Here is a 23,895-nt window from a genome sequence, read left to right as displayed (position 1 = left end):
ACATGCGTCAACTCATTCTCGATACCGAAACGACCGGCCTTAACGCCCGCACCGGCGACCGCATTCTCGAACTCGGTTGCGTCGAACTGGTGAACCGGCGACTCACCGGCAACAACCTGCACTTCTATATCAACCCCGAGCGCGACAGCGATCCAGGCGCGCTGGCCGTGCACGGCCTGACCACTGAGTTCCTCAGCGACAAGCCGAAGTTCGCCGAAATCGCCGACCAGTTTCGCGACTTCATACAGGGCGCGGACCTGATCATTCACAACGCGCCGTTCGACATCGGCTTTCTGGATGCCGAATTTGCGTTGCTGGGCCTGCCTCCCGTGAGCACCTATTGCGGCGAGATCATCGACACGCTCGCGCGCGCCAAGCAGATGTTCCCCGGCAAGCGCAATTCGCTCGACGCGCTGTGCGATCGCTTTGGCATCAGCAATGCGCACCGCACGCTGCACGGCGCGCTGCTCGACTCCGAACTGCTCGCCGAGGTTTATCTGGCGATGACGCGCGGCCAGGAAAGTCTCGTCATCGACATGCTGGGGGAATCGCATGCTGGCGGCGAAGCACATGCACCGCGCGTGGCAATCGAGTCGCTGGAGCTCGTGGTGATTGCGGCGAGCGACGAAGAGGTCGCAGCGCATCAGGCGGTGCTCGACGGCCTCGACAAGGCAATCAAAGGCACGAGCGTGTGGCGCCTCGAACCTGCACCGGTGGCGGATGAGCAAGCCGCTTAAAAAGTGCTGGACGAGTGCAAAAATCCCTGACATAATCTCAATCTCTTCGGGTGGTTAGCTCAGCGGTAGAGCACTGCCTTCACACGGCAGGGGTCACTGGTTCGATCCCAGTACTACCCACCAGATTCTTGGTGTGTCGATCACCGAAGACAAAGGGCTTACGCAGAAATGCGCAAGCCCTTTTCCGTTTTGTGCTTTGCTTTTTGGCTTTTACTTTTTTGCTTTCGCTTTTGCTCATGCCGTATCGTCGCAGGGCTTTGCACGCATTCTGCAATCCGCAGCAGCGTCAACACCGAAACCTCGTCGATTGCGGGGGCAAAACGGCGCTGATATAGTGGCTTCTCGGGCATTCGCCCGGTCTACTTTCTCCACCTCATTGACTACAGGGAGGCGTCACATGTTCGCAGTGCATATGGCGGTCCCTGACATGGTCCCGCGACGCGGCTGCCTGTCGTTCGCTAGTCGCTCATGCGTCGCTGATGCGTCATTGACCCGTCACTGACCCCTCGCTCTACGCGGCGCAGCCTTAAAGGCGCTCCGCGCAATTCCAGATAGTCCACAGCTCGCATCGCAGGCACGCTTTACAGCACATTGCCCGCAGCCTGATTGCCGTTCAGCGGCGCGCTTGCTCTATCTCTTCGTTCTGCTTCTGACTGGAACCCCGCTGCGCTAGGCGCCCGGGTTGTCGCAAATGACCAGAAAAAAACTCGACTTTCGCGGACAAGCCTTCAGGAACGTCCTCGGTTTCACCTTCCATCACTGGGCGCAGCAGCCGTGGCGCATCGTCGTGATTGCGGCGCTTACCATGCTCGGCGCGGTGGCGGACGTACTCACGCCGATGTTCGCCGGCCACCTCGTCGACGCCATTGCGTCGGGCCCGGCTGCGCGCGGCAGCGCATGGCACGCGGCGATCACCGCGTTCTGCGTGCTCACCGGGCTCGGGCTCGGCGCGACCCTGCTGCGCCAGGGCATGTACTTCAACATCATCAAGCTGACGCTCAAGATGATGAGCGAGATCGCCGCCAACGCGTTTCACCGCGTGCAACGGTTCTCGACCGACTGGCACGCGAACAGCTTTGCCGGCTCCACGGTGCGCAAGATCACGCGCGGCATGTGGGCACTCGACCTGCTCAACGACACGCTGCTGATCGCACTGTTCCCATCGCTCATCATGCTCGCCGGGGCCACGTTGCTGCTCGGCTGGCGCTGGCCCATGATGGGCGCGGTGGTCGGCATCGGCTCGGTGCTGTATATCGCGGTGACGGTCGCGCTGTCGCTCGGCTACGTTGCGCCCGCCGCACGGCTCGCCAACGCGTGGGACACACGCATGGGCGGCGCGCTCGCAGACGCCGTGAGTTGCAACGGCGTCGTCAAGGCGTTCGGCGCCGAAGCGCGCGAAGAACTGCTGCTCGCACGCGTAATCGACAAGTGGCGCGCGCGCACCCGGCGCACGTGGATCCGCGGCACGATCAACGGCGGCGTGCAGGGCGCCATGCTGGTGGCGATCCAGGCCGCGATTCTCGGCGCGGCCCTGGTGCTGTGGTTGCGCGGCGAGGCGAGCGTCGGCGACATTACCTTCGCGTTGACGATGTTCTTTATGCTGCAAGGCTATCTGCGCGAGGTGGGCATGCACATCCGCAACCTGCAGCGCTCGGTCAACGACATGGAGGAACTAGTGTCGCTTGAGCGCCAGCCGCTTGGCATCGAGGACCGGCCGGACGCCGGGCCCATTGCGATCGGTCAAGGCGAGATCCGCTTTGAGCACGTTACCTTTCACTATGGCGCGAACGCCGTCCCGCTCTACCGTGACTTCTGCGTGCGCATTGCGCCTGGCGAACGCGTGGGTCTGGTCGGCCATTCGGGCTCGGGCAAGACCACGTTCATCAAGCTGATCCAGCGTCTTTACGACGTGTCGGGAGGCCGCATCACGATCGACGGCCAGGACATCGCGCGGGTCAAGCAGGCGTCGTTGCGCAGCCAGATTGCGATCGTGCAGCAGGAGCCGGTGCTGTTTCACCGCTCGCTGGCGGAGAACATCGCGTATGCCCGGCCCGAAGCGAGCCGTGCCGAGATCGAACAAGCCGCGCGGCTTGCTAACGCGCACGACTTCATCAGCGCGCTGCCGGATGGCTACGACACGCTTGTCGGCGAACGCGGCATCAAGCTCTCGGGCGGCGAACGTCAGCGGGTAGCGATCGCTCGCGCGTTTCTCGCGGACGCCCGCATCCTCATCCTGGACGAAGCCACCTCGAGCCTCGACAGCGAAAGCGAAGTGCTGATCCAGCAGGCCATGGAGCGGTTAATGTTGGGCCGCACGACGCTCGTCGTCGCGCATCGCCTTTCGACTGTGCGCGCACTCGACCGCCTGCTCGTTCTCGACAAGGGCAAGGTGATCGAAGAAGGCAGCCATGAAACGCTGATCGGTCTCGAGAACGGCGTGTATCGCCGGCTCTTCGAGCGTCAGGCGCTGGAGTTGATCAAGGGCTTGAGCGAACCGCCGGTGGTTCGGCAGGAAGCGCCGCAGGTGCGCGCCGCCAACGTCGACGATTCGAGCCTGCTGGTCAGCGAGTAGAGAACAGGCAACAAATGGCAAAGCCGGCACACGTCAGCCGGAACCGCCTTCATTGAAGGCTCGTTCCGCTGACGCGCCGCCGCTTCACACCACGCCCGAAGGAAGACCGATGCCGCGCGCCATGCCGGTGGCCGCAAACACCATCAGCACCAGCAGGACGGTCTGGATCACGCTCAGATGCGCATAACGGCGCGCGTTGTGCAGATCCGGTGCCTCGCCTTTCCGTATCGACGCACGCCAGCGCATGAGCGCGAGCATGGACGGCACTTCCAGCGCGAGGATCGCCACGAGCAGCGCCATCTTGAGGTGAAAGAGCGGCTCGTGAAGATAGTAGTCGGCGCCCTTCTCGTACGAACCAAACGCGCGCATCAGTCCGGTGATGATCAGCACCAGCGCGGAGAGCCCCCATCGCGTATCCGCACGGAACACCGAGCGCAACGCGGCGGGCACGGCTGCGCGGCGCAGCGACCATGTGCGCCGCAAGATCGACGCGAGCGCAAAGCCATAAGCGAGCAGATGAAGAGCGGCAAGTAACCAGCGAACCAGCATAGCGACTCCTGCAAACGACACGGCATATCGATTGTTATCGCCCACGCAGCGTCGGGCGCGGACGGCATCTTCGTTTCATTATCGACCACGGCTTACTGTACAACGCGTTCATCGGTCGCAACATGTGACCGAATGCACACAGCAGGCTTCAGACCTGCCGCAAGGTGCTGTCGAGCGCGCGTGCCGCCACGCGGTCACCTTCGGTCGTCAATGCGGTGCGAAAGACAGTTTGACGGTTGTGACCCGCAGCAGCGGGCGAATCCCACAGCAACTCGATTTTTGGACGCCGGCCAAACGCAGCGCGTGCGAGCGACGGTCCGCCGCCGCGATGCGAGGAGGCGGCCGTCGTGAACGTCTCGCCTGCCGTATGCAGCGCGACCATCGGCGCGGGCGGCGGCGCAGACCCCGTGCCTGCGCCGTCCGCCCAGCGCACCGAGAGTTCGCGCGCGTCGTACTGCCCGACCTTGCGACGCTCGGCCCACACACTCACAGTACGCGTAAGCGGATCGAGCGACACGGCGTAGCGCCCGATGGCAAACCGACGCGCGGCAATGTTGGTGCGCCACAGCGCGCGCGGACGGCAGATCCAGAGGACGGCCGCATACAGTGCCGGCGCGGCCAGTAGCCAGCCGTTCGTTGCCGCCACCGCTTGCGCGGCGCGGCGCCAGCCCGCGCTGACAGCGAATGCGCTGACAGTCCACACCGCAAACAGGAAGCCGAGAAACGCGAACAGCCGCAGTGCTTGCCGCAGCCACTGCGGCAACGGATGAAACGGGCGCTCCGCAACCGCCCGTGCGCCCGGAAGAAAAATCAGCAGGAACAGAAAGACCAGGTTGATGCACGCCCACGGCGAAGAGGCCATGGCTGACAGCGACGACGTCAGATCCATCTCCGACATCGAAAACAGCCAGCGGGCGAGAAGCACGAGACCGATGGCGCGCAACGCGAAAATCGTTCCGGCGCCGGGCGCGGCATTCGCACGCGTCTCTTTCGTTCTCGCCAAGGCATCCTCCTGTCGTCGGCGGCGCCGCAGCCAAATTTGCGGCACGGCCATTATAGGGATATTACGAAAGCCGGCTCGCCCGCGCGGCAGGAAACACCCGGTTTGCATCGCGAAACGCGAAAAAACGCGGCGCGCATGCAACAACGCCCCGCGAGCGGCTTGCAAGCGGGGCGTTGCGGGTGGCGGGCGAAGAGCGCTAAAGCGCTATATTCACCGCGCCGGTTGACTGACCGGCAGTTTCAGTCCGGCGCGCGCTGGAGTCGCGCCGAGGCGGTGCTCAGTTGGCGATTAGTTCGCGCTTAGTTCGCGCTTAGTTCGCGTTCACTTCGCGCAGCACGGTGCGGTGCTTCTGACGGAGCAGCTCTTCGTAGGTGGCGACGTAGTTGCGTGCCATGACCTTCGACGAGAAGCGCGCTTCGAACGCCTTGCGCACCGTTTCGCGCGGCAGCGTGTGCAGGCGCTTGAGTGCCGCGACTGCGCTGATCTCATCTTCGACGACAAAGCCCGACACGCCGTTTTCGATCACTTCCGGCACCGAACCGCGATTGAACGCGATCACGGGCGTGCCGCACGCCATCGCTTCGATCATCACGAGACCGAAGGGCTCCGGCCAGTCGATCGGGAACACGAGTGCGTGTGCGTTGCCGAGGAACTCGCGCTTTTCAGCTTCGCCGATTTCGCCGATGTACTCGACATGCGGGAGCGCCATCAGCGGCTTGATCACTTCTTCGTAATAGGCGCGGTCGGCCTTGTCGATTTTCGCGGCCACCTTGAGCTTCATGCCTGCCTGGCCCGCAATGCGGATCGCGCGGTCAAGACCCTTCTCCGGCGACACGCGGCCGAGGAACGCAAGGTAGCCGGGCTGCACGTCGGGGATCGGCCGGAGCACGTCTTCCGGCAGGCCGTGATACACGGTTTGCAGCCAGTTTGCCTGCGGCAGCGGAATGCGCTGATTGTCCGAAATCGACACCACCGGCACGTCCTTGAACGTGTTGAAGATCGGCTGCAGTTCCGGCAGATCGAGACGGCCGTGCAGCGTGGTCAGGAACGGCACCGGCTGGCGCGCGAAAAGCGAGAACGGGTAATAGTCGATGTGGAAATGCAGCACGTCGAACTCGTCCGCACGGCGGCGCACTTCTTCGAGCAGCAGCATATGCGGCGCCATGACGTCGCGAATGGTGGGATCGAGGCGCAGCGCTTGCGGCCAGAAGGCTTCGAGCTTTGCCGAGGTTTGCGAATCGCCGCTCGCAAAGAGCGTGACGTCGTGGCCCTGCTCGACCAACGCTTCGGTCAAGTAGGACACCACACGTTCCGTACCACCGTACAGCTTGGGAGGAACCGCCTCGTGCAACGGAGCGATTTGAGCGATTCGCATAGTGAAAACTCCTCGTAAAAACCGGCAAAAGTACTGCGTTTGGTAAAAGCGACTCGCTTTGCTCGCCAGGGCAGTCGGGCCGGATACCCCGGCGCGGGCCTGATTCTTTCGAGATTTCCTGCGACAGATCGCTTCAGTTTAATTAGCCTGGACGGCGATCGCCTTCCATGCCTGTGCGGTAAACGCACAAGCGTGTCGGACGTTGACAAACTGTCAGAAATTTCGGCAAGGGCTTACAGCGCACGCATTATCAGTGCCGGCCTTCTCGCTGCGCCACGACATTTCAAAGTCTTTACGTTGTTACAAGGGGGATACACTTTGCAAACCCTTGTTTTGCAAGACAGTTCTACAGTAGCGGTTGGCCGGCGACACGAGGCCGCCGGACTCTCGCGCCGCTCGCCGGCTGCGCTTGTGAGGCGCTTTGCGTCAAGCTTGCCGGCACGGGTTGAAGAGAATCCAGCGCCCAGGCTGAATGCAATTTGTAATTATATCCCGAAAGAGTCCGCGATCAGCGTGAACCCTTGCCACCGCAGTCAGTCGAGCAAGAGGTAGATCGCGGACGTCCATCGCGACACCAATCGCGCCATATGCCCGGAAACACAGGGCGCAATTGCCTTTGCGTGTTTACAATGCGAAACATTGCCTGCGCCGCGACTTTTTCGCGTGGCCCATGCCTTGCATGCACACCTCCGACTCACACCAACCTCTCGATCAATTGGAACATTTGACCATCGCCCAGCGCAACGCCCAGAACGCAAAGCTAGCGAGCTATGCGCACAGGCCGCTTGCGTTCGTTTTCCGTTTTATCCGCCGCCATCCGCTCGCTCATGCGATCGTGCTTTGCAGCGTGATAGCGGCCGTGGGCTGTGCGCTCGCTTCGCAATACGCGATCAAGCACCTTATTGATGTGCTCGGCACCGGCCGGCATCATCCCGGGCCGCTGTGGGGCGCGTTCGCGATACTCGTCGGGCTGATCGCCGCAGACAACCTGCTGTGGCGGGTCGGCGGCTGGGTGGCGGCTCACACGTTCGTCGCGGTGACCGGTGACTTGCGGCGAGACCTGTTCCAGTATCTGAGCGGACATTCGCCGACCTACTACTCCGAGAAGCAGCCCGGCATGCTGGCGAGCCGGATCACTGCGACCTCGAACGCGGTCTACACGGCGGAAAACACCACCGCCTGGAACGTGCTGCCGCCGTGCATCGCCGTGCTCGGTGCGATCGTCATGATCGTCGCCGTGAACCCGCTAATGGCGGGCGGCCTGATGCTGTGCTCTGCAATCCTGTCCGTGGTGCTCTACAAGCTCGCGGGCCGCGGTTCGGTGCGGCACCATCACTTCGCGACCCGGGCGGCGTCGGTGGACGGCGAACTTGTCGACGTGATTAGCAACATGGGCCTCGTGCGCGCGTTCGGCATGACGTTTCGCGAGCAGCAGCGGTTCGGCGCCACGGTCAAGGCGGAGATGGACGCGCGTCAGCAAAGCCTGCTCTATCTGGAAAAGCTGCGCCTGCTGCACGCGGTAATCACAGCGCTGCTCTCCGCTGGCCTGCTCGGTTGGGCGCTGGTGCTGTGGGACCAGGGTAAGGCGACTTCGGGCGACATCGTGCTCGTCAGCTCTCTTGGGTTCACTATTCTGCACGGCACGCGCGATCTGGCGGTCGCGCTGGTGGACGTCACGCAGCATATTGCGCGTCTCGCAGAAGCCGTGCGCACGCTGCTCGAGCCGCACGGCATGCCCGATCGCGACGGCGCGACGGAACTGGTGCCGCAAGGCGGGCGCGTCGACTTCGAAGGCGTGACGTTCGCGTATCCGCGCCGCCGGCCGATTCTCGATCATTTCGATCTGCACATCGAGCCGGGTCAGCGCGTCGGTCTGATCGGCAAGTCGGGCGCGGGCAAATCGACCGTGCTCGCGCTACTGCAGCGCTTCTACGAAACGCAAGGCGGCGCGATCAAGATCGACGGCCAGGACATTGCCGCTATCACGCAAGACAGCCTGCGCCATGCCATTGCGTTGGTGCCACAGGATATTTCGCTGTTTCACCGCACGGTGTACGAGAACATTGCGTACGGCCGCCCGGAAGCGACGCGCGAGGAAGTGCTGGCCGCGGCGCGCGAAGCACGCTGCACCGATTTTATCGAGGCAATGCCCGAAGGCTTCGACACGATTGTCGGCGACCGTGGCGTCAAGCTCTCCGGCGGACAGCGCCAACGTATCGCGATTGCGCGCGCGATTCTCAAGAACGCGCCTATCCTGCTGCTCGACGAAGCCACCTCGGCGCTCGACAGCGCCTCGGAAGAAGCGATCCAGAAGGCGCTCGACCGGCTCATGGTAGGCCGCACGGTGATCGCGATTGCGCACCGCCTGTCGACGCTGCATAACTTCGACCGCATCATCGTGATGAGCGCGGGCAAGGTGATCGACGACGGCAGCCCCGACGAACTGCGCCAGCGCCCCGGCCTCTATCGCGACCTGCTGTCGAAGCAGTACGGCAAGGGCACCACGTTGCACATCGGCGGCAAGAAGGTCGACGAACAGCATGTAATCTGAGCCGCGCCCCGCCGGCAACGAGCCAGAGGCCTACAACAAGTAAGCCGAACAAGGCCCGCGAGGTCCGCCCTTTGCGGCTCGGCCGCCAACAAAAAAGCCGCTGAAAAGCGGCTTTTTTGTTTCTGAAGTCATGCCTGCGTGCAATCAGTCGGCCAGAACTTCGCGCGTGGTTTTCTTCCCCACTCGGGCGCGCGAACGCGCGGTGGCGGTGCGCGTTGCACCATCGGTGCGCTGCAGATCGCGCATGAAGTTGTCCCGCCAGACCGAAACATTGTTTTCGCGCAATTGCACCATCATGTCCCGGTAACGCGCCTGGCGCTCCGCAAGCGGCATCTCGAGCGCGCTCGCGAGCGCATCGGCCATGCCGTCGATGTCGACGGGATTCACGATCAGCGCACCGTCCAGTTCCTGCGCAGCGCCGGCAAAGCGCGACAACACGAGCACCCCCGGATTCTCCGGATCTTGCGCCGACACGTACTCCTTGGCGACAAGATTCATGCCGTCGCGCAAGGGCGTCACATAGCCGACGTGGGCCGTGCGAAAAAGCGCGGCGAGCACCGAGCGTTCATATTGCTTGTGGATATAGAGAATCGGGGTCCAGTCCAGCTCTGCGAAGCGCCCGTTGATGCGTCCCGACTCGCCTTCCAGTTGCAGGCGGATGTCCTGATAGGCGTGCATATCGGCGCGCGTGGGCGGCGCGATCTGCAGGAACGACACCTTGTTGCGCTGCGCCGTGGTGTGCTCGAGCAGACGCTCGAAGGCACGGAAGCGCTCGACCAATCCCTTCGAATAATCGAGGCGGTCGACGCTCATGATGAGCTTGCGCGAATGCAGCGTCGCTTTCATCGTGCGCACCGGCTTGCCCCGCTCCCCTGCTTTCGCGAGTTCGGCGATCTCGTCCGGATACACGCCGATGGGATAGGCCGCGGCGCGCAGCGTGCGGCCAAACGCGTGAATGGTGAACGGACCGTCGGACGACGTGTCCACAGTGCCGTTCGCCTCGTTGACGATGTAGTCGCAAAACGCGCGCAGATCAGGCGCCGTCTGGAAGCCGAGCAGATCGAACGAACACAAGGCTTTCACGAGCTCGCGATGCGGCGGCACGGCAAGCAGCACTTGCGAGGCCGGAAACGGAATGTGCAGGAAAAAGCCTATGCGGTTCTTCACGCCCGCCGCGCGCAGCGCCTCGGCAAACGGTATCAGGTGATAGTCGTGGACCCAGATCACGTCGTCTTCGCGCAGAAGCGGCACGAGTTGCTGCGCGAGCCAGGCATTCACGCGGCAGTAGCCTTCAAAGTCATGCCGGTCGTAATGCAGCAGATCGGCCCGATAGTGGAATGCCGGCCACAGCGTCGCGTTCGAGAAACCCCGGTAGTACTGATCGTAATCCCGGCGCATCAGCGCGATGGTCGCGAACGTCACGGGGCCGCGCTCCTCGACCTTGATTTGCGGCTGGCCGGAGCTCAGCACATCGCCGCTCCAGCCGAACCACATGCCGCCGGTTTCCTTCAGCGCGTCGTACACGCCCACCGCCAGACCGCCCGCTGCCGGGCCGCCCTCCGAGATCGGCGCGACCCGGTTGGAAACAATAATCAGTCGGCTCATGAAGCGCTGTCCCCGATGTAATACGTCATTGTGTTGCTATATCGCATGCCAGGTCGTGCGCTGCGTCGTGCGCAATGCCGTGCGCCAACTCGTTTGGGTCCCAAGCGTTGTAGCGTGCACGACGCGAGCGTCATGCACCGCGCGCCGCGGCAATGACTGCCTGTAGCCAGTCGAGCAGTGCGCTTACCGACTCGATGCGCGTCTGCGCCGTCGTCTCGCCCGCGCCGACCTTGATGGATAGTCCGGCGCGCTCGTTGACGACCGCAAAGCCTTTTTCGTCCGTCAGATCGTCGCCGGCAAAAACGGCCTTGCGGCCGACGAACGGCGGCTCGTCGAGAAATGCACGCAGCGCGCGGCCTTTGTCGACATCCTTCGGCTTGATTTCGTAGACCATCTTGCCCGGCTGCAGCACGTATGAGCCCGCATAATCGGCAACGAGCCGCTGGGTCGCCTCGCGCGCCACCTGTTCGCGGTCCGGCGCGTTGCGAAAGTGCAGCGCGAGCGCCGCGCCCTTGATTTCGAGGAGCATGCCGGGGTTGGCGTTGACCACCTGGGCCAGCACCTGTTCCATGCGCAGCAGCCGCTCGTCGTGAAAGCCGATGCGTTGTGTGTCGCCGTTCGCGTCGCGCCGTTCGGCGCCGTGCAAGCCGGCAATCGGCAGATCGGGCATGCCGAGAAAAGCGTCGATGCTGTCGATTCCGCGCCCCGACACAACAGCGACCGCGCCGTTGGTCAAGCGCCGGAGTTCGCCGAGCAGTTCGATGACGCGAGGTTGCACCTGCACGCCATCCGGCGTGGGCGCGAGTTCGACTAGCGTGCCGTCGAAATCGAAGAAAAACGCGGTCTCGCTCGGAGACAGAAAAGCTGGAAGTGCCTGCATCGGGTCATTTTGCCTTTCGGCCTTGTGCAGCCGGAAAAGTGTGCGCATCTTACCGCGCATCCATCAATTTTTCGAGAAAGGAAACAGGGGCGCAAGCGCCGCAAGCCGGCGCATTGGCACCATCATCACGCGCCCGCACGTATTGCGCTCAAAATGGCAACGATCCGGTTTCAGGGCGCTTTCAACGACGTGCGTCAAATTGCCTCGCGACCGGCGCGCCAGTGGGCTTGCGGCGACGCGGCACGTCATTTTGCGATACAGTCGCAGCCACACAAGACTTTGGCGTTACGACGATTTTTGTCCACTATCGCAATCTGCCTGCCTTGCAAAGCGTACGCCGACTGGACCAGCGCAGGCGGGCGGCGGCGCGCCGCTTCTTAATCGAGTCATTCATACCCGCTTTGTTCCCGCTCATCTCACCGCGACGGCTTCAACCCGACCTGGCCCATGCGCCGCGCGCCCGCCGCACGCGCCGCTTCGCGCCCATGCTCGGCGCCGCCGCCCTGCTCGCGATGATCGCACTCGCCGGCTGCAGCCAACGGGCGGAACCGTGGCATTTGACGAACGTAAGCGGCCATTTACCCGACCTCGATTTCTCGCTCACGGGCGACGACGGCCGGCCCGTTACCGGCGCCTCCTTCAGAGGGCGCACGTCGCTTGTCTACTTCGGCTACACCCATTGCCCGGACGTCTGCCCGGAAACCATGGGGCGGCTGATGCAGGTGCTCGGCAAGCTGGGCCCCGACGCGCAAAAGGTGCGCATTCTCTTCATCACCGTCGACCCGGCGCGCGACACGCCGCAGGCGCTGCACGACTACGTCGGCGCATTCGACGCGACGCACGCTGAGGGACTCACCGGCACGGACTGGCAGATCGAGTCGCTCGCCAAGCGCTACCGGGTCGCCTATCAGATGGAAAAGCGCGACCCGAACGGCAATTACGAAGTCACACATAGTTCCGCCGTGTATGTGTTCGACGCTCAAGGGCGCGCGCGACTGCTCGCCACCGACAACGACACGCCCGATGCGATCGCACAAGACCTGCGCCGCATCGTCGATCAACGCTCCTGACTTTCAATCATGAACCTGATGACGACCAAAGTTCGAACCCTGTCCGCCTCCGGCGCCGCCGCCGTTGCCCTTTCCCTCTCCCTTTCGCTCGCGTTCGTGAGTCACGCTCAGGCCGCCGCCCCGCAGGCGATTACTGCCAAAGACGCATGGGTGCGCTGGCTGCCGAACAACCTGCCCGCGGCCGGCTACGTGACGCTCGTGAATGCCGGCGACAAACCGGTCGATCTCGTGGATGTCTCGAGCAGCGACTACGGCGATGCGATGCTGCATCAAACGGTGTCGAACGGCTCGTCGCAGAAAATGGTGATGGTCGACAAACTGACGGTTCCCGCGCACGGCCAGGTTGCCATCGCGCCGGGCGGCTATCACCTGATGCTCGAAGACGCGAAGCACAAGATCACACCGGGCGACACCGTGCACCTGAAACTCAAATTCTCCGACGGCGCGACGCTCGACACGCCCTTCGCCGTCAAGTCGCCGGCGCAGACCAAGTAAGCAGGGCAAGCCACAGTGATGAACCTGTTCTACTGGCTCGATCCGTGGGAGTTTTCGCCGACGGTCGTCATCGCCCTGCTGGTGCCCGCAGTGCTGTTCTTGCGCGGCGCACGCAAGGCGAAGGTGTCGACGGCGCGGCGCATCTCCTTCTGGTTCGGGTTGGTGGCGCTTTACGTCGCGCTGCACACGCGGCTCGATTATTTCTTCGAGCATGAGTTCTTCATGCATCGCGCACAGCATCTCGTGCTGCATCATCTTGGGCCGTTTTTCATCGCGCTGTCGTATCCGGGCGCGGCCTTGCGCGCAGGCATTCCGTTTGGCTGGCGGCAGCGCTTCGTGCGGCCCGCGTTCGCCACGCCCGCCGTGCGCAAGCTGCTCGACGTGGTCATGCATCCGGTGGTCGCGGTGGTCCTGTTCGTCGGATTGATCTACTTCTGGTTGCTCTCGCCGATCCATTTTGTCGCGATGCTGGACTGGCGGCTGTATCGCGTCATGAACTGGAGCATGGTGATCGACGGCCTGTTGTTCTGGTGGCTCGTGCTCGACCCGCGCCCTGCGCCGCCCGCCCGTCTGTCGCCCGGCAAGCGCGTGCTGGTGGTGATCGCCGCCATTCCGCCGCAGATCGTGCTCGGCGCGTTGATCTTCTTTACGCCGCGCGAACTGTATCCGATCTATTCGATCTGCGGCCGCGCGTTCACATGGCTGAGCCCGATGCGCGATCAACAGATAGGCGGGCTGCTCCTGTGGATTCCCGGTTCGATGATGAGCGTCGTCGGCGCGCTCGTCGCGCTGCGTCACTGGATGCGGCTGTCCGCACGCGGACGCTTGCGCGGCGAACGGCACGCGGTGGCGGGCAATGCTGCCAGGGCTGCCGATGCAACGAATGCATCGAACGCAGGCAACGCGACGAACTCGGCTAGTGCAACAAACGCAACCAATGCGCTCGCCGCGAAGGCCGCTGCGGCGAGCCGCGCTGGTCGCGCGTAGTGGTTGGGTGGTGCGTGGGTGGAGCGTGGGTAAGTGCTGCGCGGGTGGCGCTTGAATAACGCTCGAGTGGCGCATCGCTCGCGCCGCCGCCCGCATGGGCGCAAAGGTCTGGCTGATCGCCCTCAGGCAGAACGCATCCACACGTGTGGAATGCCGTCTTCCTCATGAATTTCGGACACCGGCTCGAAACCGAACGCGCCATAGAAACGTTGCAGGTGCGCCTGGGCATGCAGGCGAATCGGCGTACCTGGCCATTGCTCGCAAATCTGCGCGATGGCGCGCTCCAGCATCGCATGGCCGAGGCCGATGCCGCGAAACGCCGCCGTAGTCAGCACGCGCCCGATGCGCACGTCGGCGTCGTCGGCGTCGGGCAGCAGCACTCGCAGGTAGCCGGCGAGCGGCGCCCGCTGCGCGCCCGTAGCGGCTTGCGGACTTGCCCCCGCCGATGGGCCGAAGGCGAGCAGATGCCACGCGTCCACATCCAGACCATCGATATCGCCATACAGGCAGTTCTGCTCGATCACAAAGACGGCGCTACGCGCGGCTAGCATCGCGTAGACCTCGGCGCTCGTCAGATCGTCGAACGCTTTCCAACGCCAGTCGAGTGCCGCGAGCGTGGCTGCGGCGGTTTGTTGCGGTTCAGTCATGAGAGGAGGTCTTGAGAGAAAGAGACGTGCCTTTTGATGCGATGGCCCACGCAACCGGAGTGGCAACGTCAACCACGCAATTATGCCGCGGTCCGCGGCATACGGAGCGCGCTGGCGTCGATTGCAGACCGATGAGCCATGCCGCTACTCGCTTTCGAAGACCGGCTGCACAGGCCGCGCAAGACAGTCGACGAGGTTGTCCGGCCCGCACAGATGCAGCGCACCGACCACTACCAGCGTCCGCTCACGTCGAGCAAGCAGCTTGCTCACGCGCTGCGCCCAGAGGCGGTTGCGCGTATCGAGAATCGCGCGCCGGATCTCGGGCAACGCGAACATTGGCGATTCGACGGCAATGCTTTGCACGCCCGACAGATCGCCTTCGAGCCACGCTGCATGCATGCGCTCAAGCGTGCGCTGCGGCTCGCCGAGGTCCGCCATCAGCGTGGCGAGCACGTTCGCGACGACGGCAAGCGGAATAACTTCGAGCGCGTCGGCGACTTCACTCGCCGTTTCCAGGTATTCATAGGGCTTGCCGTGCGCCATCGCCCAGCGCAACATGCGCGGCTCAACGCCGTCGACGAGGTGCTGAAACAGCGTCGGCGCCACAATCAGCGTGGCCCACGGACGAAGCTCCGCAAGCGGCGCGAGCGGACCTTCGGTCGGCCACGCGGCTTGCAGACGGGCCCAGGCATCGACGGAAAGGAGAGGTTGCAGATGTTCAGCAGCGCTCTGTCCATCCGCTTTCAGGAAGGGCAGGATCGTCGGCGCATCGGACTCGAAGACCAGCGTTTGCGCCCAGTCATAGGCTTCTTCGATCCAGGGCGGCGTTCTGCGGCTAGCTGCCGGAAAGAGATGCATCGAGCCAAGCAGACGGACATTCGTGCCGGTGATGTGTAGATACATGCGCGTTCGTTGGCGAAGAGCAAAGACGCCATTGTGCGCCATGTCGTGTGCGCGCCGTATGCGCGGCGATGCGTGTCGCACACTGTCTGCTATGCGCTGCGGACTGCGGATGCACAAAAAGAAAAGCCCCGACGTATCGGGGCTTTTCTTTACTTCAACTACTGGAGGCGCGAGCCGGAGTCGAACCGGCCTAAACGGCTTTGCAGGCCGCTGCATAACCGCTTTGCTATCGCGCCGCAAGCGGAGGGGAATCTAGTTGCAGATCCGCCGGTTTGTTGGATGGACAACCGTCAGTCCATCAAACAAAAAGGGAAGCGTTGCTTCCCTGATGTATGGAGCGGGAGACGAGGCTCGAACTCGCGACCTCAACCTTGGCAAGGTTGCGCTCTACCAACTGAGCTACTCCCGCGTAGTACTGCTTGGTGTTGCTTTGTACTGCTTCACGCTGCCTTATGCCGCTTAAAAGGCCCTACTGCTGCCTTTTTGCCGCTACTGCATCCGACGTTTCAAACTGCGTGCATCGGAGAAACGAGATTATGGAGAAACGACCGAAACGTGTCAACCCCTTTCGCCTATCTCTTTAACCGAACAGAATTGACTCACGAAGTCGCCGTCGTGCACCGGCTCTCAACAGCATGCGCGTGTCATATCAAGCAGCCACGGAAGCAGCCGCGCAAGGAAGCGCACCGGTTCACACAGCCCCGCCGCGCTCGCGAATTTGCGGCCATGCGAGCTTCATGTAATAGAGCATCGACCAGATGGTCAGGAAGGCCGCAAGATAGATAAGCCACAGGCCCCACGTGCGCGTGTCGATCGCCACGCCGCCGCCGAACGACAGCGGACCGTTGAACAGCAGCATCGGAATTGCCACCATCTGGCATGCAGTCTTGAATTTGCCGAGCGAATTCACGGCGACGCTCTTCGACGCTCCGATCTGCGCCATCCATTCCCGCAGCGCCGAAATGGCGATCTCGCGTCCGACGATCACAAGCGCGATCGCCGAGTCGATGCGAGCGAGCTGCACCAGCACGAGCAACGCGGCGGTCACCATGAGTTTGTCCGCGACTGGATCGAGAAACGCGCCGAACGCCGAAGTCTGATTCCACTTGCGAGCCAGATAGCCGTCGAACCAGTCTGTCAGCGCGGCCAGCACGAAGATGGTCGCCGCGGCGAGATTGCGGTGCGCGGGGCTCATCATCATGTCGGGCAAATAGAACACGCCGACGACGAGCGGGATCAGGACGATCCGCAGCCAGGTCAGGAAAATCGGGAAATTGAACGGCATGGGCAGGCGCAACGTCTGACAGGAGAGATGCAATTGTGCCGTGTCACCGTGGCTGCCACAAGCAAAGCGGCGCCGCGAGTCCGATGCATGCGTCTGGCGTGAACACGTTGGGCGACGCGCCCGCCCGCCTTTCGGGCGAGCGCCGTCCCGAGCGTTTGTTCGCAGTCAGTGCAATTGCCGGTAGATCTGCTCGGCGAGCGCCTGCGAAATGCCTTCGACACTCGCGAGATCTTCGACGCTCGCCGCGACCACGCCGCGCAGTCCACCAAAGCGCGCGAGCAGCCGCTGCCGCCGTTTCGCGCCAACGCCCTCGAGTTCCTCCAGCCGCGAGGTCTGGCGCGTCTTGCCGCGCTTCGCGCGCATGCCGGTGATGGCGAAGCGGTGCGCCTCGTCGCGGATCTGCGCGACCAGCATCAGCGCGGCGCTTTCCTTGCCGAGTTCGAGCGGCGCGCGGCCGTCGGCGAAAATCAGGGTTTCCAGGCCGACCTTGCGCCCCTCGCCCTTCGCGACCCCGACCAGCATGCCGGTGTCCAGTCCCAGCTCCGTGAACACCTGCCGCGCGATTTCGACCTGGCCCTTGCCGCCGTCGATCAGCACGATGGTCGGCAACACGCCGCCCGCGGCCACCGGCTCGGCCGCCTCCGGCGTCAACGACGGATCCGCGGCGGCGTCGCTTTGCAGTTCGGCGGCTTCGTCTGCGGCATTTGCGGCGGCTTGTGCGACCATCTTCTCGTAGCGGCGCGTGAGGACCTGGCGCATCGCCGCGTAGTCGTCGCCGGGCGTGATGCCGGTGATGTTGTAACGGCGATATTCCGACGACTGCATTTTGTGATGGTGATACACGACGCACGACGCCTGCGTCGCCTCGCCCATCGTGTGACTGATGTCGAAACATTCGATCCGCACATGTGCGAGGTCGTCGCATTCCATGCCGAGCGTGTCGGTGAGCGCGCGCGTGCGGGCCTGCTGCGACCCCTGTTCCGACAGCAGACGAGCGAGCGCAAGCCGCGCGTTCTGCTCGGCCATGGCAAGCCACGCGCGCCGCTGGCCTTGCGGTTGACGCAGCACGGTGACCTTATGGCCGGCCTGCTCGATCAACACGTCGACGAGCTCACGCGTGGCCGGCGCATGGCTCACCACGAGCACGGGCGGCACACGGTTGCCGAGATAGTGCTGCGCGATGAATGCCTCGAGCACTTCGGATTCAATCCCGGCCACGGCGCGGTGTTTGCGCCCTTTCTCGGGCGCTTCGTCGGCAGTGGCGTCGGCGTCGCTGGTGTCGTCGCCTTCTGGTGGTAGTTCCTGTGCGATGGCGAGGGCATCGGCATCGGCATCGGCATCGGCATCGGCGTCAACTGATTGCGCGTCGCCAGTTGCCTCGTTGTCCGCGTCCTGTTCGACCGGAGAAGTCGCGTCCGACGCAAGATCGGCGAGCAGATCGCCACCGTCGCCGTCTTCGAGTCCACCCTCTTCCGCGGTCAGCGCGCTTTCCACATGGGCGGGGAAATACGCCTTGTCGCCCAGATGCCGGCCGCCGCGCACCATTGCGAGATTCACGCACACGCGGCCGCCGAGCGCGACTACCGCGAGAATATCGACGTCGCTGTCGCTACCCACTTCGATCGCCTGCTGATGCAGCACGGTCGACAGCGAACTCATCTGGTTGCGCACCGCGGCGGCCTGCTCGAACTTCAGCTCGCTCGCGAACGCATGCATCTTCTGCTCGAGCTCCTTCATCACTTCGCCCTGGCGACCAAGCAGAAAGCGCGAGGCGTTCGCCACGTCGCGCGCATAGTCTTCTTCGCCGATGTTGCCGACGCACGGCGCCGTGCAGCGTCCGATCTGATGCAGCAGGCACGGCCGCGTGCGGTTGTTGAACACCGAGTCCTCGCAGGTGCGCAACTGAAAGACCCGCTGCAGGATCTGAATGCTTTCGCGCACGGCCCACGCGCTCGGAAACGGCCCGAAGTACTGGTTCTTGCGATCCACGGCGCCACGGTAATAGGCCATGCGCGGGAACTTGTGCCCCGTCAGCTTCAGGTACGGGTACGACTTGTCGTCGCGAAACAGGATGTTGTAGCGCGGCGCGAGCGCCTTGATCAGATTGTTTTCGAGCAGCAGCGCTTCGGCCTCGGAACGCGTGACGGTCGTCTCGATGCGCGCAATGCGCGTGACCATCATCGCGATGCGCGGCGACAGTTGCGTCTTGGTGAAATAGCTCGACACGCGCTTTTTCAGATCGCGCGCCTTGCCGACGTACAGCACGGCGCCATGCGTATCGTAGTAGCGATACACGCCTGGCAGATGCGGCAATTGGGCGAGCACTTTCTTGGGCTCGAATTCAATGCTTGCTTCGGGTTCGGTCATGCAGGATCGGCTGGGTGGACTGTCTTGGAAGCCTCGCGCCGTGGGCCGCCCGGCATGCAGTCTGGCACGGCAAACTCCGGAGGAGGCTTTCATACGAGTGCTTTAGAATCGCCAGTTTAGAACATTCCGCGTCCGCCCGAGCCCTGCCGATGTCCTCCCCCGCGCCGCTCACTGCTTCATCCGTCGCCCCGCCCGCCGAACCATCCGTTGCGATTGCCTGCGATATTTTCTGCGCGGTGATCGACAACTTCGGCGATATCGGTGTCTGCTGGCGCCTCGCGCAGCAACTGGCGAGCGAGCATGGCTGGCAGGTCCGCGTCTTCGTCGACGAGCTGGCGGCGTTCCAGAAGCTGTGCCCGTCGCTCGCACTGGATCGCTCGCGGCAGATGGTCGAGGGGATCGTCGTCGAGCATTGGCACACGCCCACGCACGCGGGCGACACGCTCGAGGTCGCGGACGTCGTGATCGAGGCATTCGCCTGCGAGCTGCCTCCCGTCTACGTGACGGCAATGGCGCAGCGCGAGCGCGCGCCCGTGTGGATCAACCTCGAATATCTGAGCGCCGAAGACTGGGTCGCGGACTTTCACCTGCGGCCCTCGCCGCATCCGCACTATCCGCTCGTCAAAACGTTTTTCTTTCCCGGTCTCGGGCCGGGCACCGGCGGCGTGCTGAAGGAACAAGGTCTAGATGCCGCGCGCGCCGCGTTCGAAGCGTCGCCGGCCGCACGCGACGCCTGGTGGCACGCAACCGTCGGCGATGCACCGCCCGTTGGGGCGACCGTCGTGTCGCTCTTCGCCTACGAAAATCCCGCCGTCGACAGCCTGCTCGCACAGTGGCGCGACAGCACCCAGCCGGTCGTGCTGCTCGCGCCGGAGGGCCGCATCTCCGGCGCACTGGCGCGTTTTTTCGGACTCCCTTCGTTTGGCGCGGGCGCTCGCGCCGAGCGCGGCGCCCTGAGCGCCCGCGGCCTCGCGTTCACGAAGCAGTCAGCTTACGACGCGCTGCTGTGGGCCAGCGACATCAATTTCGTGCGGGGCGAGGATTCGTTCGTGCGCGCTCAGTGGGCGACGAAACCCTTTGTCTGGCACATCTATCCGCAAGCCGACGACGCTCATCTGCCTAAACTCGACGCCGCACTCGCGCATTACACCCGCACGCTTTGTGAAGATTCCGCCGCTGCACTCGCACGCTTCTGGCACGCGTGGAACGGCGCGGGCACCCCCGACTGGGCGGACCTGTGCCGTCACTACCCCGCGCTTAAGCAGCGCGCGGCCGAATGGGCGGCCGAACTCGCGCAAGTTGGCGACCTCGCGGGAAATCTGGCCTTGTTCACAAAGACTCAGTTAAAATAAGCGGTTATCCAACGGCCGACGACGCAAGCGCGGCCCGATCGCAGCGAACAATCCTGGTGTTTCCGGTTTAATGTGGCGCGAAAAAACCCGCGTTTGGCGCGGAAAACCCCGCACAAAACGGCGTAACACTGCCCCAGGACCACGCTGCCGGCCGGCGCCACTCGTGTACACGCCCGCATCGGGTAAAAAGCAGGTAACGGACTGCGGGGAACGGTGAGGCGCGCTGCATGGGCAAGTCTGTCTGCAGCGTCCGTCGCGAATCCCCCGGCAAGCCAACCCACGCTTCATGCACTGTTTTGCGCCGGGTCGTCCCGGCCAAAGCGGCGCGCAGGAACGTCGAAGCCGCTTGCGCCGTATGCCGTTGAGCACCAGTTACAGCTACTTATTTCGCACAGGACAGTTTTATGAAGACCGCACAGGAACTCCGCACCGGCAACGTCGTGATGATCGGCGCAGACGCCATGGTCGTGCAAAAGGCCGAATACAACAAATCGGGCCGCAACTCCGCCGTCGTCAAGATGAAGTTCAAGAACCTGCTGACCGGCGCAGGCATGGAAAGCGTGTACAAGGCAGACGACAAGTTCGACGTCGTCGTGCTCGAGCGTAAGGAAGTGACGTACTCGTACTTCGCCGACCCGATGTACGTGTTCATGGACGCCGACTACAACCAGTATGAAGTCGAGGCCGAAATGATGGGCGACGCGATGAACTACCTCGAAGACGGCATGGCTTGCGAAGTCGTTTTCTACAACGACAAGGCCATCTCGGTGGAACTGCCGACCACGCTGGTCCGCGAGATCATCTACACGGAACCGGCTGTCAAGGGCGACACGTCGTCGGGCAAGGTGCTGAAGAACGCCAAGCTGAACACCGGTTTCGAACTGCAAGTGCCGCTTTTCTGCAATATCGGCGACAAGATCGAAATCGACACGCGTACGCACGAGTACCGCAGCCGCGCCTAAGCGCCGGCCCCTTCTCCCGCGCGCCGCCGCGCGCGCCGGGAAAATTCAGAAAAGCGCCCACACGGGCGCTTTTTCTTTTTTGTGCCGCCGGGTATCGTTGAGGAAAACTTTACCGGCAATTTTCTTCAAATTGCCGGCCGCCGCGCCGCTTCTTTCCGCCTCGACCGGACATAAACCCTTGATCTGGCGGGTCAAAATGGATTGGCACAAATCATGCTAGTCAGCATTTACCTTATATTTTGCGATTGCGGAGATGCGAGATGAACAACGACATCGCTGAAGGCAAGTGGAAGCAACTGGTTGGCAAAGCCAAAGCGGCATGGGGCGAACTGACGGACGACGAATTGACGATGGCCGAAGGCCGCGCCGACCGCCTCGCCGGCCTCATCCAGGAACGTTATGGCAAGACCCGCGAGGACGCGGAGCGCGAAGTGCGCCGCTTCTTCGACAGCAACCGGGATTTCTGACAGCAGAAGTGAGGTAAGTACCGGCGCCCTCGCCCGTCGCACTGTGGCGGCGAGGAGGCCGGTGGATTTTGACCGGGGCGGCGCGACGCGAATCGGTGAGTCGCGAATCGCCCCTTTGCCACAGCAAAGGACCAGAACTACGTGAGTCGACTCGCCGCCCGCTTCGCCCGGTGTGATGCACGCCGGATACCGCGCACATGCCGACTGGAGGGTCGCCATTGCGCCGCCTCGGCTGACGCCGCGGGCGTGGCGACGCATCCGACCGACAGTACCGGCCAGCCATCGTGCCCGCGCCGTGCGTCGCAATCTCCGCGCGCAGCAGCGGGTATTCCATCCATCTAAAAAGTTGCGCTCGCCATGCCACACGCCCTGATTGTTGAAGACGATCCCAATAGCCTGTCGGGCCTGTCCGCCATTCTTGCCGCCGACGGCTTTTCCGTCGACACGGCGACGACACTCGCCGAAGCGCGGGCCGCTCTGACGCGCTTCATCCCCGACGTCGTGCTGGTCGACCTGAATCTTCCCGACGGCAGCGGGCTCGACCTGTTGCAGCATCTGCCCGCGCATCCGCCAGGCGGCGCGTTGCCCGTCATCGTCATGACCGGCAACGCGACCGTCGAAAGCGCTATCGAGGGGTTGCGGCACGGCATCTGGGACTATCTGCTGAAGCCCGTCAATATTCCGCGGCTGCGCAGCCTGCTTGCGCGCATTCCGCGCCCATACGAACTGACGGAGGAGGTGCAGACGCTGCGCGCGTCGCTGCGCCAACTGGGCCGTTTCGGTTCCATGCTCGGCCGCAGTGGCGCCATGCAGCACGTCTACGACACGATCGAACACATCGCGCCAACCGAAGCGGCCGTGCTCATTTCAGGCGAAGCCGGCACTGGTAAGCAGGTCGCGGCCCGCACGATGCACGACATGAGCCGGCGCCGCAAAGGCCCGTTCGTGACACTCGACTGCCGCAGCGCGGGCGGCGCGGTGGCGCTGCGCTCGCTCGACAGTGTGCTGTTCGGCCACGAGCGCGGCGCGTTCAGCGGCGCGGAGCAGCGCGAGCCGGGTCTGTTCGAGCAGGCGAGCGGCGGCACGCTGTTCATCGACGAAATCGCGGAGTTGCCGCGTGCGCAACAGGAGGCGCTGCTGCGCGCGCTCGATTCGCAGACCTTCATGCGCGTGGGCGGCACGAGCCAGGTGGTGACCGATTTCCGCCTGATCGCGTCGACCCGCAAGCCGCCGCGCGCCGCGGTCGCAGACGGCAGCCTGCACCAGGACCTCGCGCTGCGCCTCGAAGCGGCCGCCGTGACGTTACCGCCGTTGCGCGAGCGCGGCGAAGATCCGGCGCTGATGGCGCAGGCTATCGTCGACGAATTGAATCATGACGCTGCCGCGCGCGGCGCTTCCGAAGTCGCGAAACAGATTGGGCCGAATTTCCTGCGCGAATGTCTGAGCTACGAATGGCCAGGCAATGTGCGCGAACTGCAGGACCGCGTGCGACGCGCCTATCACGCGTCGGGTGACGTGTTGGAGTCGCTGCGTGCGGACGAAGCAGGCTCTGTGAACGGCCGCGACCTGAACGGCAGCCGTGTGCAGGTGACGGTCGGCACGCCGCTCGCGGATGTCGAGGAAATGCTCATTCGCGCGACGCTCGACGCGGTCGGCGGCACGCGTCATAGGGCGGCGTCGCTGCTCGGCATCAGTCCGAAAACGCTCTACAACAAGCTGCAACGTATGCGGCTGAACTGACGGGGACGGACGGTCAGCGCTCGGGCATCGAATGGAAAACGGCGTCTCTTATGAACTGCACCCCAAAAGTTGGACACCGATCCAACCTTTGGGGTGTTTTTCATGGCGAAGTACGGTGAGCAGTTCAAGCTGAAGTTGGTTAAGGAATATCAAGCCGGAGCTGGTGGTGTGCGGACGATCGCGCAGCGTCATGGCGTAGGCTGTACGGTGTTACGCCGCTGGATAGCGGTTTATGAGCAACATGGCCGTGAAGGTTTGCGCAAGAAGTACAGCCACTATGATGCGCAGTTCAGAATGTCCGTTCTGAGCCACATGTGGCGGGAGAATCTGTCGTGCCAGCAGGCCGCT

General features: G+C 63.5%; 22 protein-coding genes and 3 tRNA genes. 12 read left to right on the top strand and 13 right to left on the bottom strand.

Translation table 11 applies throughout. The annotated features are described in order from the left end of the window. Positions 1-2 precede the first annotated feature (2 nt). Both dnaQ and F757_RS0107805 read left to right on the top strand, forming a co-directional pair. Complete coding sequence (dnaQ, locus tag F757_RS0107810) at positions 3-737, top strand: DNA polymerase III subunit epsilon (protein ID WP_013340025.1); 735 nt, start codon at positions 3-5, stop codon at positions 735-737. Between the two features lie 48 nt (positions 738-785). Further along, positions 786-860 (top strand) — tRNA-Val (locus tag F757_RS0107805). A 35-nt stretch (positions 861-895) separates the two neighbouring features. On the opposite strand, the gene F757_RS0107800 is transcribed toward F757_RS0107805, so the two are convergent. Further along, on the bottom strand, positions 896-1,087 hold the full coding sequence (locus F757_RS0107800) for a hypothetical protein (protein ID WP_027210926.1): 192 nt from the start codon (positions 1,085-1,087) through the stop codon (positions 896-898). Between the two features lie 341 nt (positions 1,088-1,428). On the opposite strand from F757_RS0107800, the gene F757_RS0107795 reads away from it, so the two are divergent. After that, positions 1,429-3,309, top strand: a complete 1,881-nt coding sequence (locus tag F757_RS0107795) for an ABC transporter ATP-binding protein (RefSeq protein WP_027210925.1) — start codon at positions 1,429-1,431, stop codon at positions 3,307-3,309. A gap of 84 nt (positions 3,310-3,393) precedes the next feature. On the opposite strand, the gene F757_RS0107790 is transcribed toward F757_RS0107795, so the two are convergent. The 3 genes from F757_RS0107790 to F757_RS0107780 all read right to left on the bottom strand — a co-directional run bounded on the left by F757_RS0107790 (position 3,394) and on the right by F757_RS0107780 (position 6,236). After that, a complete protein-coding gene (locus tag F757_RS0107790; RefSeq protein WP_027210924.1) occupies positions 3,394-3,858 on the bottom strand; it encodes a DUF2214 family protein in 465 nt (154 codons plus the stop codon). 148 nt (positions 3,859-4,006) lie between these two features. Then, positions 4,007-4,861 (bottom strand): hypothetical protein, encoded by an 855-nt coding sequence (locus F757_RS0107785; RefSeq protein WP_027210923.1) that lies wholly within the window; start codon positions 4,859-4,861, stop codon positions 4,007-4,009. 310 nt (positions 4,862-5,171) lie between these two features. After that, complete coding sequence (locus tag F757_RS0107780; protein WP_027210922.1) at positions 5,172-6,236, bottom strand: glycosyltransferase family 4 protein; 1,065 nt, start codon at positions 6,234-6,236, stop codon at positions 5,172-5,174. Between the two features lie 715 nt (positions 6,237-6,951). Here F757_RS0107780 and F757_RS0107775 point away from each other — a divergent pair. Beyond that, positions 6,952-8,787 carry an ABC transporter ATP-binding protein gene (locus tag F757_RS0107775; RefSeq protein ID WP_027210921.1) on the top strand — a complete coding sequence of 612 codons (1,836 nt, stop codon included), beginning with the start codon at positions 6,952-6,954 and terminating at the stop codon, positions 8,785-8,787. A gap of 144 nt (positions 8,788-8,931) precedes the next feature. Here F757_RS0107775 and otsA read toward each other — a convergent pair whose 3' ends face one another. Together otsA and otsB are read right to left on the bottom strand one after the other, a co-directional pair. Further along, positions 8,932-10,392, bottom strand: coding sequence for an alpha,alpha-trehalose-phosphate synthase (UDP-forming) (otsA, locus tag F757_RS0107770; protein ID WP_027210920.1), 1,461 nt, complete (start codon positions 10,390-10,392; stop codon positions 8,932-8,934). A gap of 130 nt (positions 10,393-10,522) precedes the next feature. Then, a complete protein-coding gene (gene otsB / locus F757_RS0107765) occupies positions 10,523-11,272 on the bottom strand; it encodes a trehalose-phosphatase (RefSeq protein ID WP_027210919.1) in 750 nt (249 codons plus the stop codon). Positions 11,273-11,757: 485 nt separating this feature from the next. On the opposite strand from otsB, the gene F757_RS0107760 reads away from it, so the two are divergent. Genes F757_RS0107760 through F757_RS0107750 form a run of 3 tightly spaced genes read left to right on the top strand, consistent with a single transcriptional unit; the run spans position 11,758 to position 13,824 of the window. Continuing rightward, entirely contained in the window at positions 11,758-12,342 is a 585-nt protein-coding gene (locus F757_RS0107760) for an SCO family protein (protein WP_027210918.1), read from the top strand. A gap of 18 nt (positions 12,343-12,360) precedes the next feature. Further along, positions 12,361-12,837: a copper chaperone PCu(A)C gene (locus F757_RS0107755; RefSeq protein ID WP_027210917.1), complete on the top strand. Its 477-nt coding sequence runs from the start codon at positions 12,361-12,363 to the stop codon at positions 12,835-12,837. 18 nt (positions 12,838-12,855) lie between these two features. Further along, positions 12,856-13,824, top strand: a complete 969-nt coding sequence (locus F757_RS0107750) for a cytochrome c oxidase assembly protein (RefSeq protein ID WP_027210916.1) — start codon at positions 12,856-12,858, stop codon at positions 13,822-13,824. A 122-nt stretch (positions 13,825-13,946) separates the two neighbouring features. Here the strand turns inward: F757_RS0107750 and F757_RS0107745 are convergent, their stop codons facing one another. The 6 genes from F757_RS0107745 to uvrC all read right to left on the bottom strand — a co-directional run bounded on the left by F757_RS0107745 (position 13,947) and on the right by uvrC (position 19,026). Next, a complete protein-coding gene (locus F757_RS0107745) occupies positions 13,947-14,471 on the bottom strand; it encodes a GNAT family N-acetyltransferase (RefSeq protein WP_027210915.1) in 525 nt (174 codons plus the stop codon). Positions 14,472-14,615: 144 nt separating this feature from the next. Continuing rightward, complete coding sequence (locus F757_RS0107740; protein WP_027210914.1) at positions 14,616-15,374, bottom strand: TraB/GumN family protein; 759 nt, start codon at positions 15,372-15,374, stop codon at positions 14,616-14,618. Between the two features lie 162 nt (positions 15,375-15,536). Further along, positions 15,537-15,610 (bottom strand) — tRNA-Cys (locus tag F757_RS0107735). Between the two features lie 97 nt (positions 15,611-15,707). Next, positions 15,708-15,783, bottom strand: a tRNA-Gly gene (locus tag F757_RS0107730). Positions 15,784-16,065: 282 nt separating this feature from the next. Then, entirely contained in the window at positions 16,066-16,659 is a 594-nt protein-coding gene (gene pgsA, locus F757_RS0107725; RefSeq protein ID WP_025600452.1) for a CDP-diacylglycerol--glycerol-3-phosphate 3-phosphatidyltransferase, read from the bottom strand. 165 nt (positions 16,660-16,824) lie between these two features. Beyond that, on the bottom strand, positions 16,825-19,026 hold the full coding sequence (gene uvrC / locus F757_RS0107720) for an excinuclease ABC subunit UvrC (protein ID WP_027210913.1): 2,202 nt from the start codon (positions 19,024-19,026) through the stop codon (positions 16,825-16,827). A 149-nt stretch (positions 19,027-19,175) separates the two neighbouring features. On the opposite strand from uvrC, the gene earP reads away from it, so the two are divergent. Then, entirely contained in the window at positions 19,176-20,378 is a 1,203-nt protein-coding gene (earP, locus tag F757_RS0107715) for an elongation factor P maturation arginine rhamnosyltransferase EarP (protein WP_027210912.1), read from the top strand. Between the two features lie 404 nt (positions 20,379-20,782). Next, positions 20,783-21,340, top strand: a complete 558-nt coding sequence (gene efp, locus F757_RS0107710; protein WP_013589144.1) for an elongation factor P — start codon at positions 20,783-20,785, stop codon at positions 21,338-21,340. 45 nt (positions 21,341-21,385) lie between these two features. Here the strand turns inward: efp and F757_RS35705 are convergent, their stop codons facing one another. Continuing rightward, complete coding sequence (locus F757_RS35705) at positions 21,386-21,535, bottom strand: hypothetical protein (protein ID WP_156923561.1); 150 nt, start codon at positions 21,533-21,535, stop codon at positions 21,386-21,388. A gap of 65 nt (positions 21,536-21,600) precedes the next feature. Between F757_RS35705 and F757_RS0107705 the strand changes: the two genes are divergently transcribed. The 3 genes from F757_RS0107705 to F757_RS0107695 all read left to right on the top strand — a co-directional run. Then, complete coding sequence (locus F757_RS0107705) at positions 21,601-21,807, top strand: CsbD family protein (protein ID WP_013340043.1); 207 nt, start codon at positions 21,601-21,603, stop codon at positions 21,805-21,807. A gap of 357 nt (positions 21,808-22,164) precedes the next feature. Beyond that, entirely contained in the window at positions 22,165-23,547 is a 1,383-nt protein-coding gene (locus F757_RS0107700) for a sigma-54-dependent transcriptional regulator (RefSeq protein ID WP_027210911.1), read from the top strand. A 69-nt stretch (positions 23,548-23,616) separates the two neighbouring features. Continuing rightward, on the top strand, positions 23,617-23,895 hold a 279-nt coding region (locus tag F757_RS0107695; protein ID WP_156923559.1), incomplete at its 3' end, for a transposase.

This window comes from Burkholderia sp. WSM2232, assembly GCF_000472545.1.
Classification (GTDB): Bacteria; Pseudomonadota; Gammaproteobacteria; order Burkholderiales; family Burkholderiaceae; genus Paraburkholderia.
Note: the sequence above shows the minus strand (reverse complement) of the source record. Positions and strands in the feature narration are given on the sequence as shown.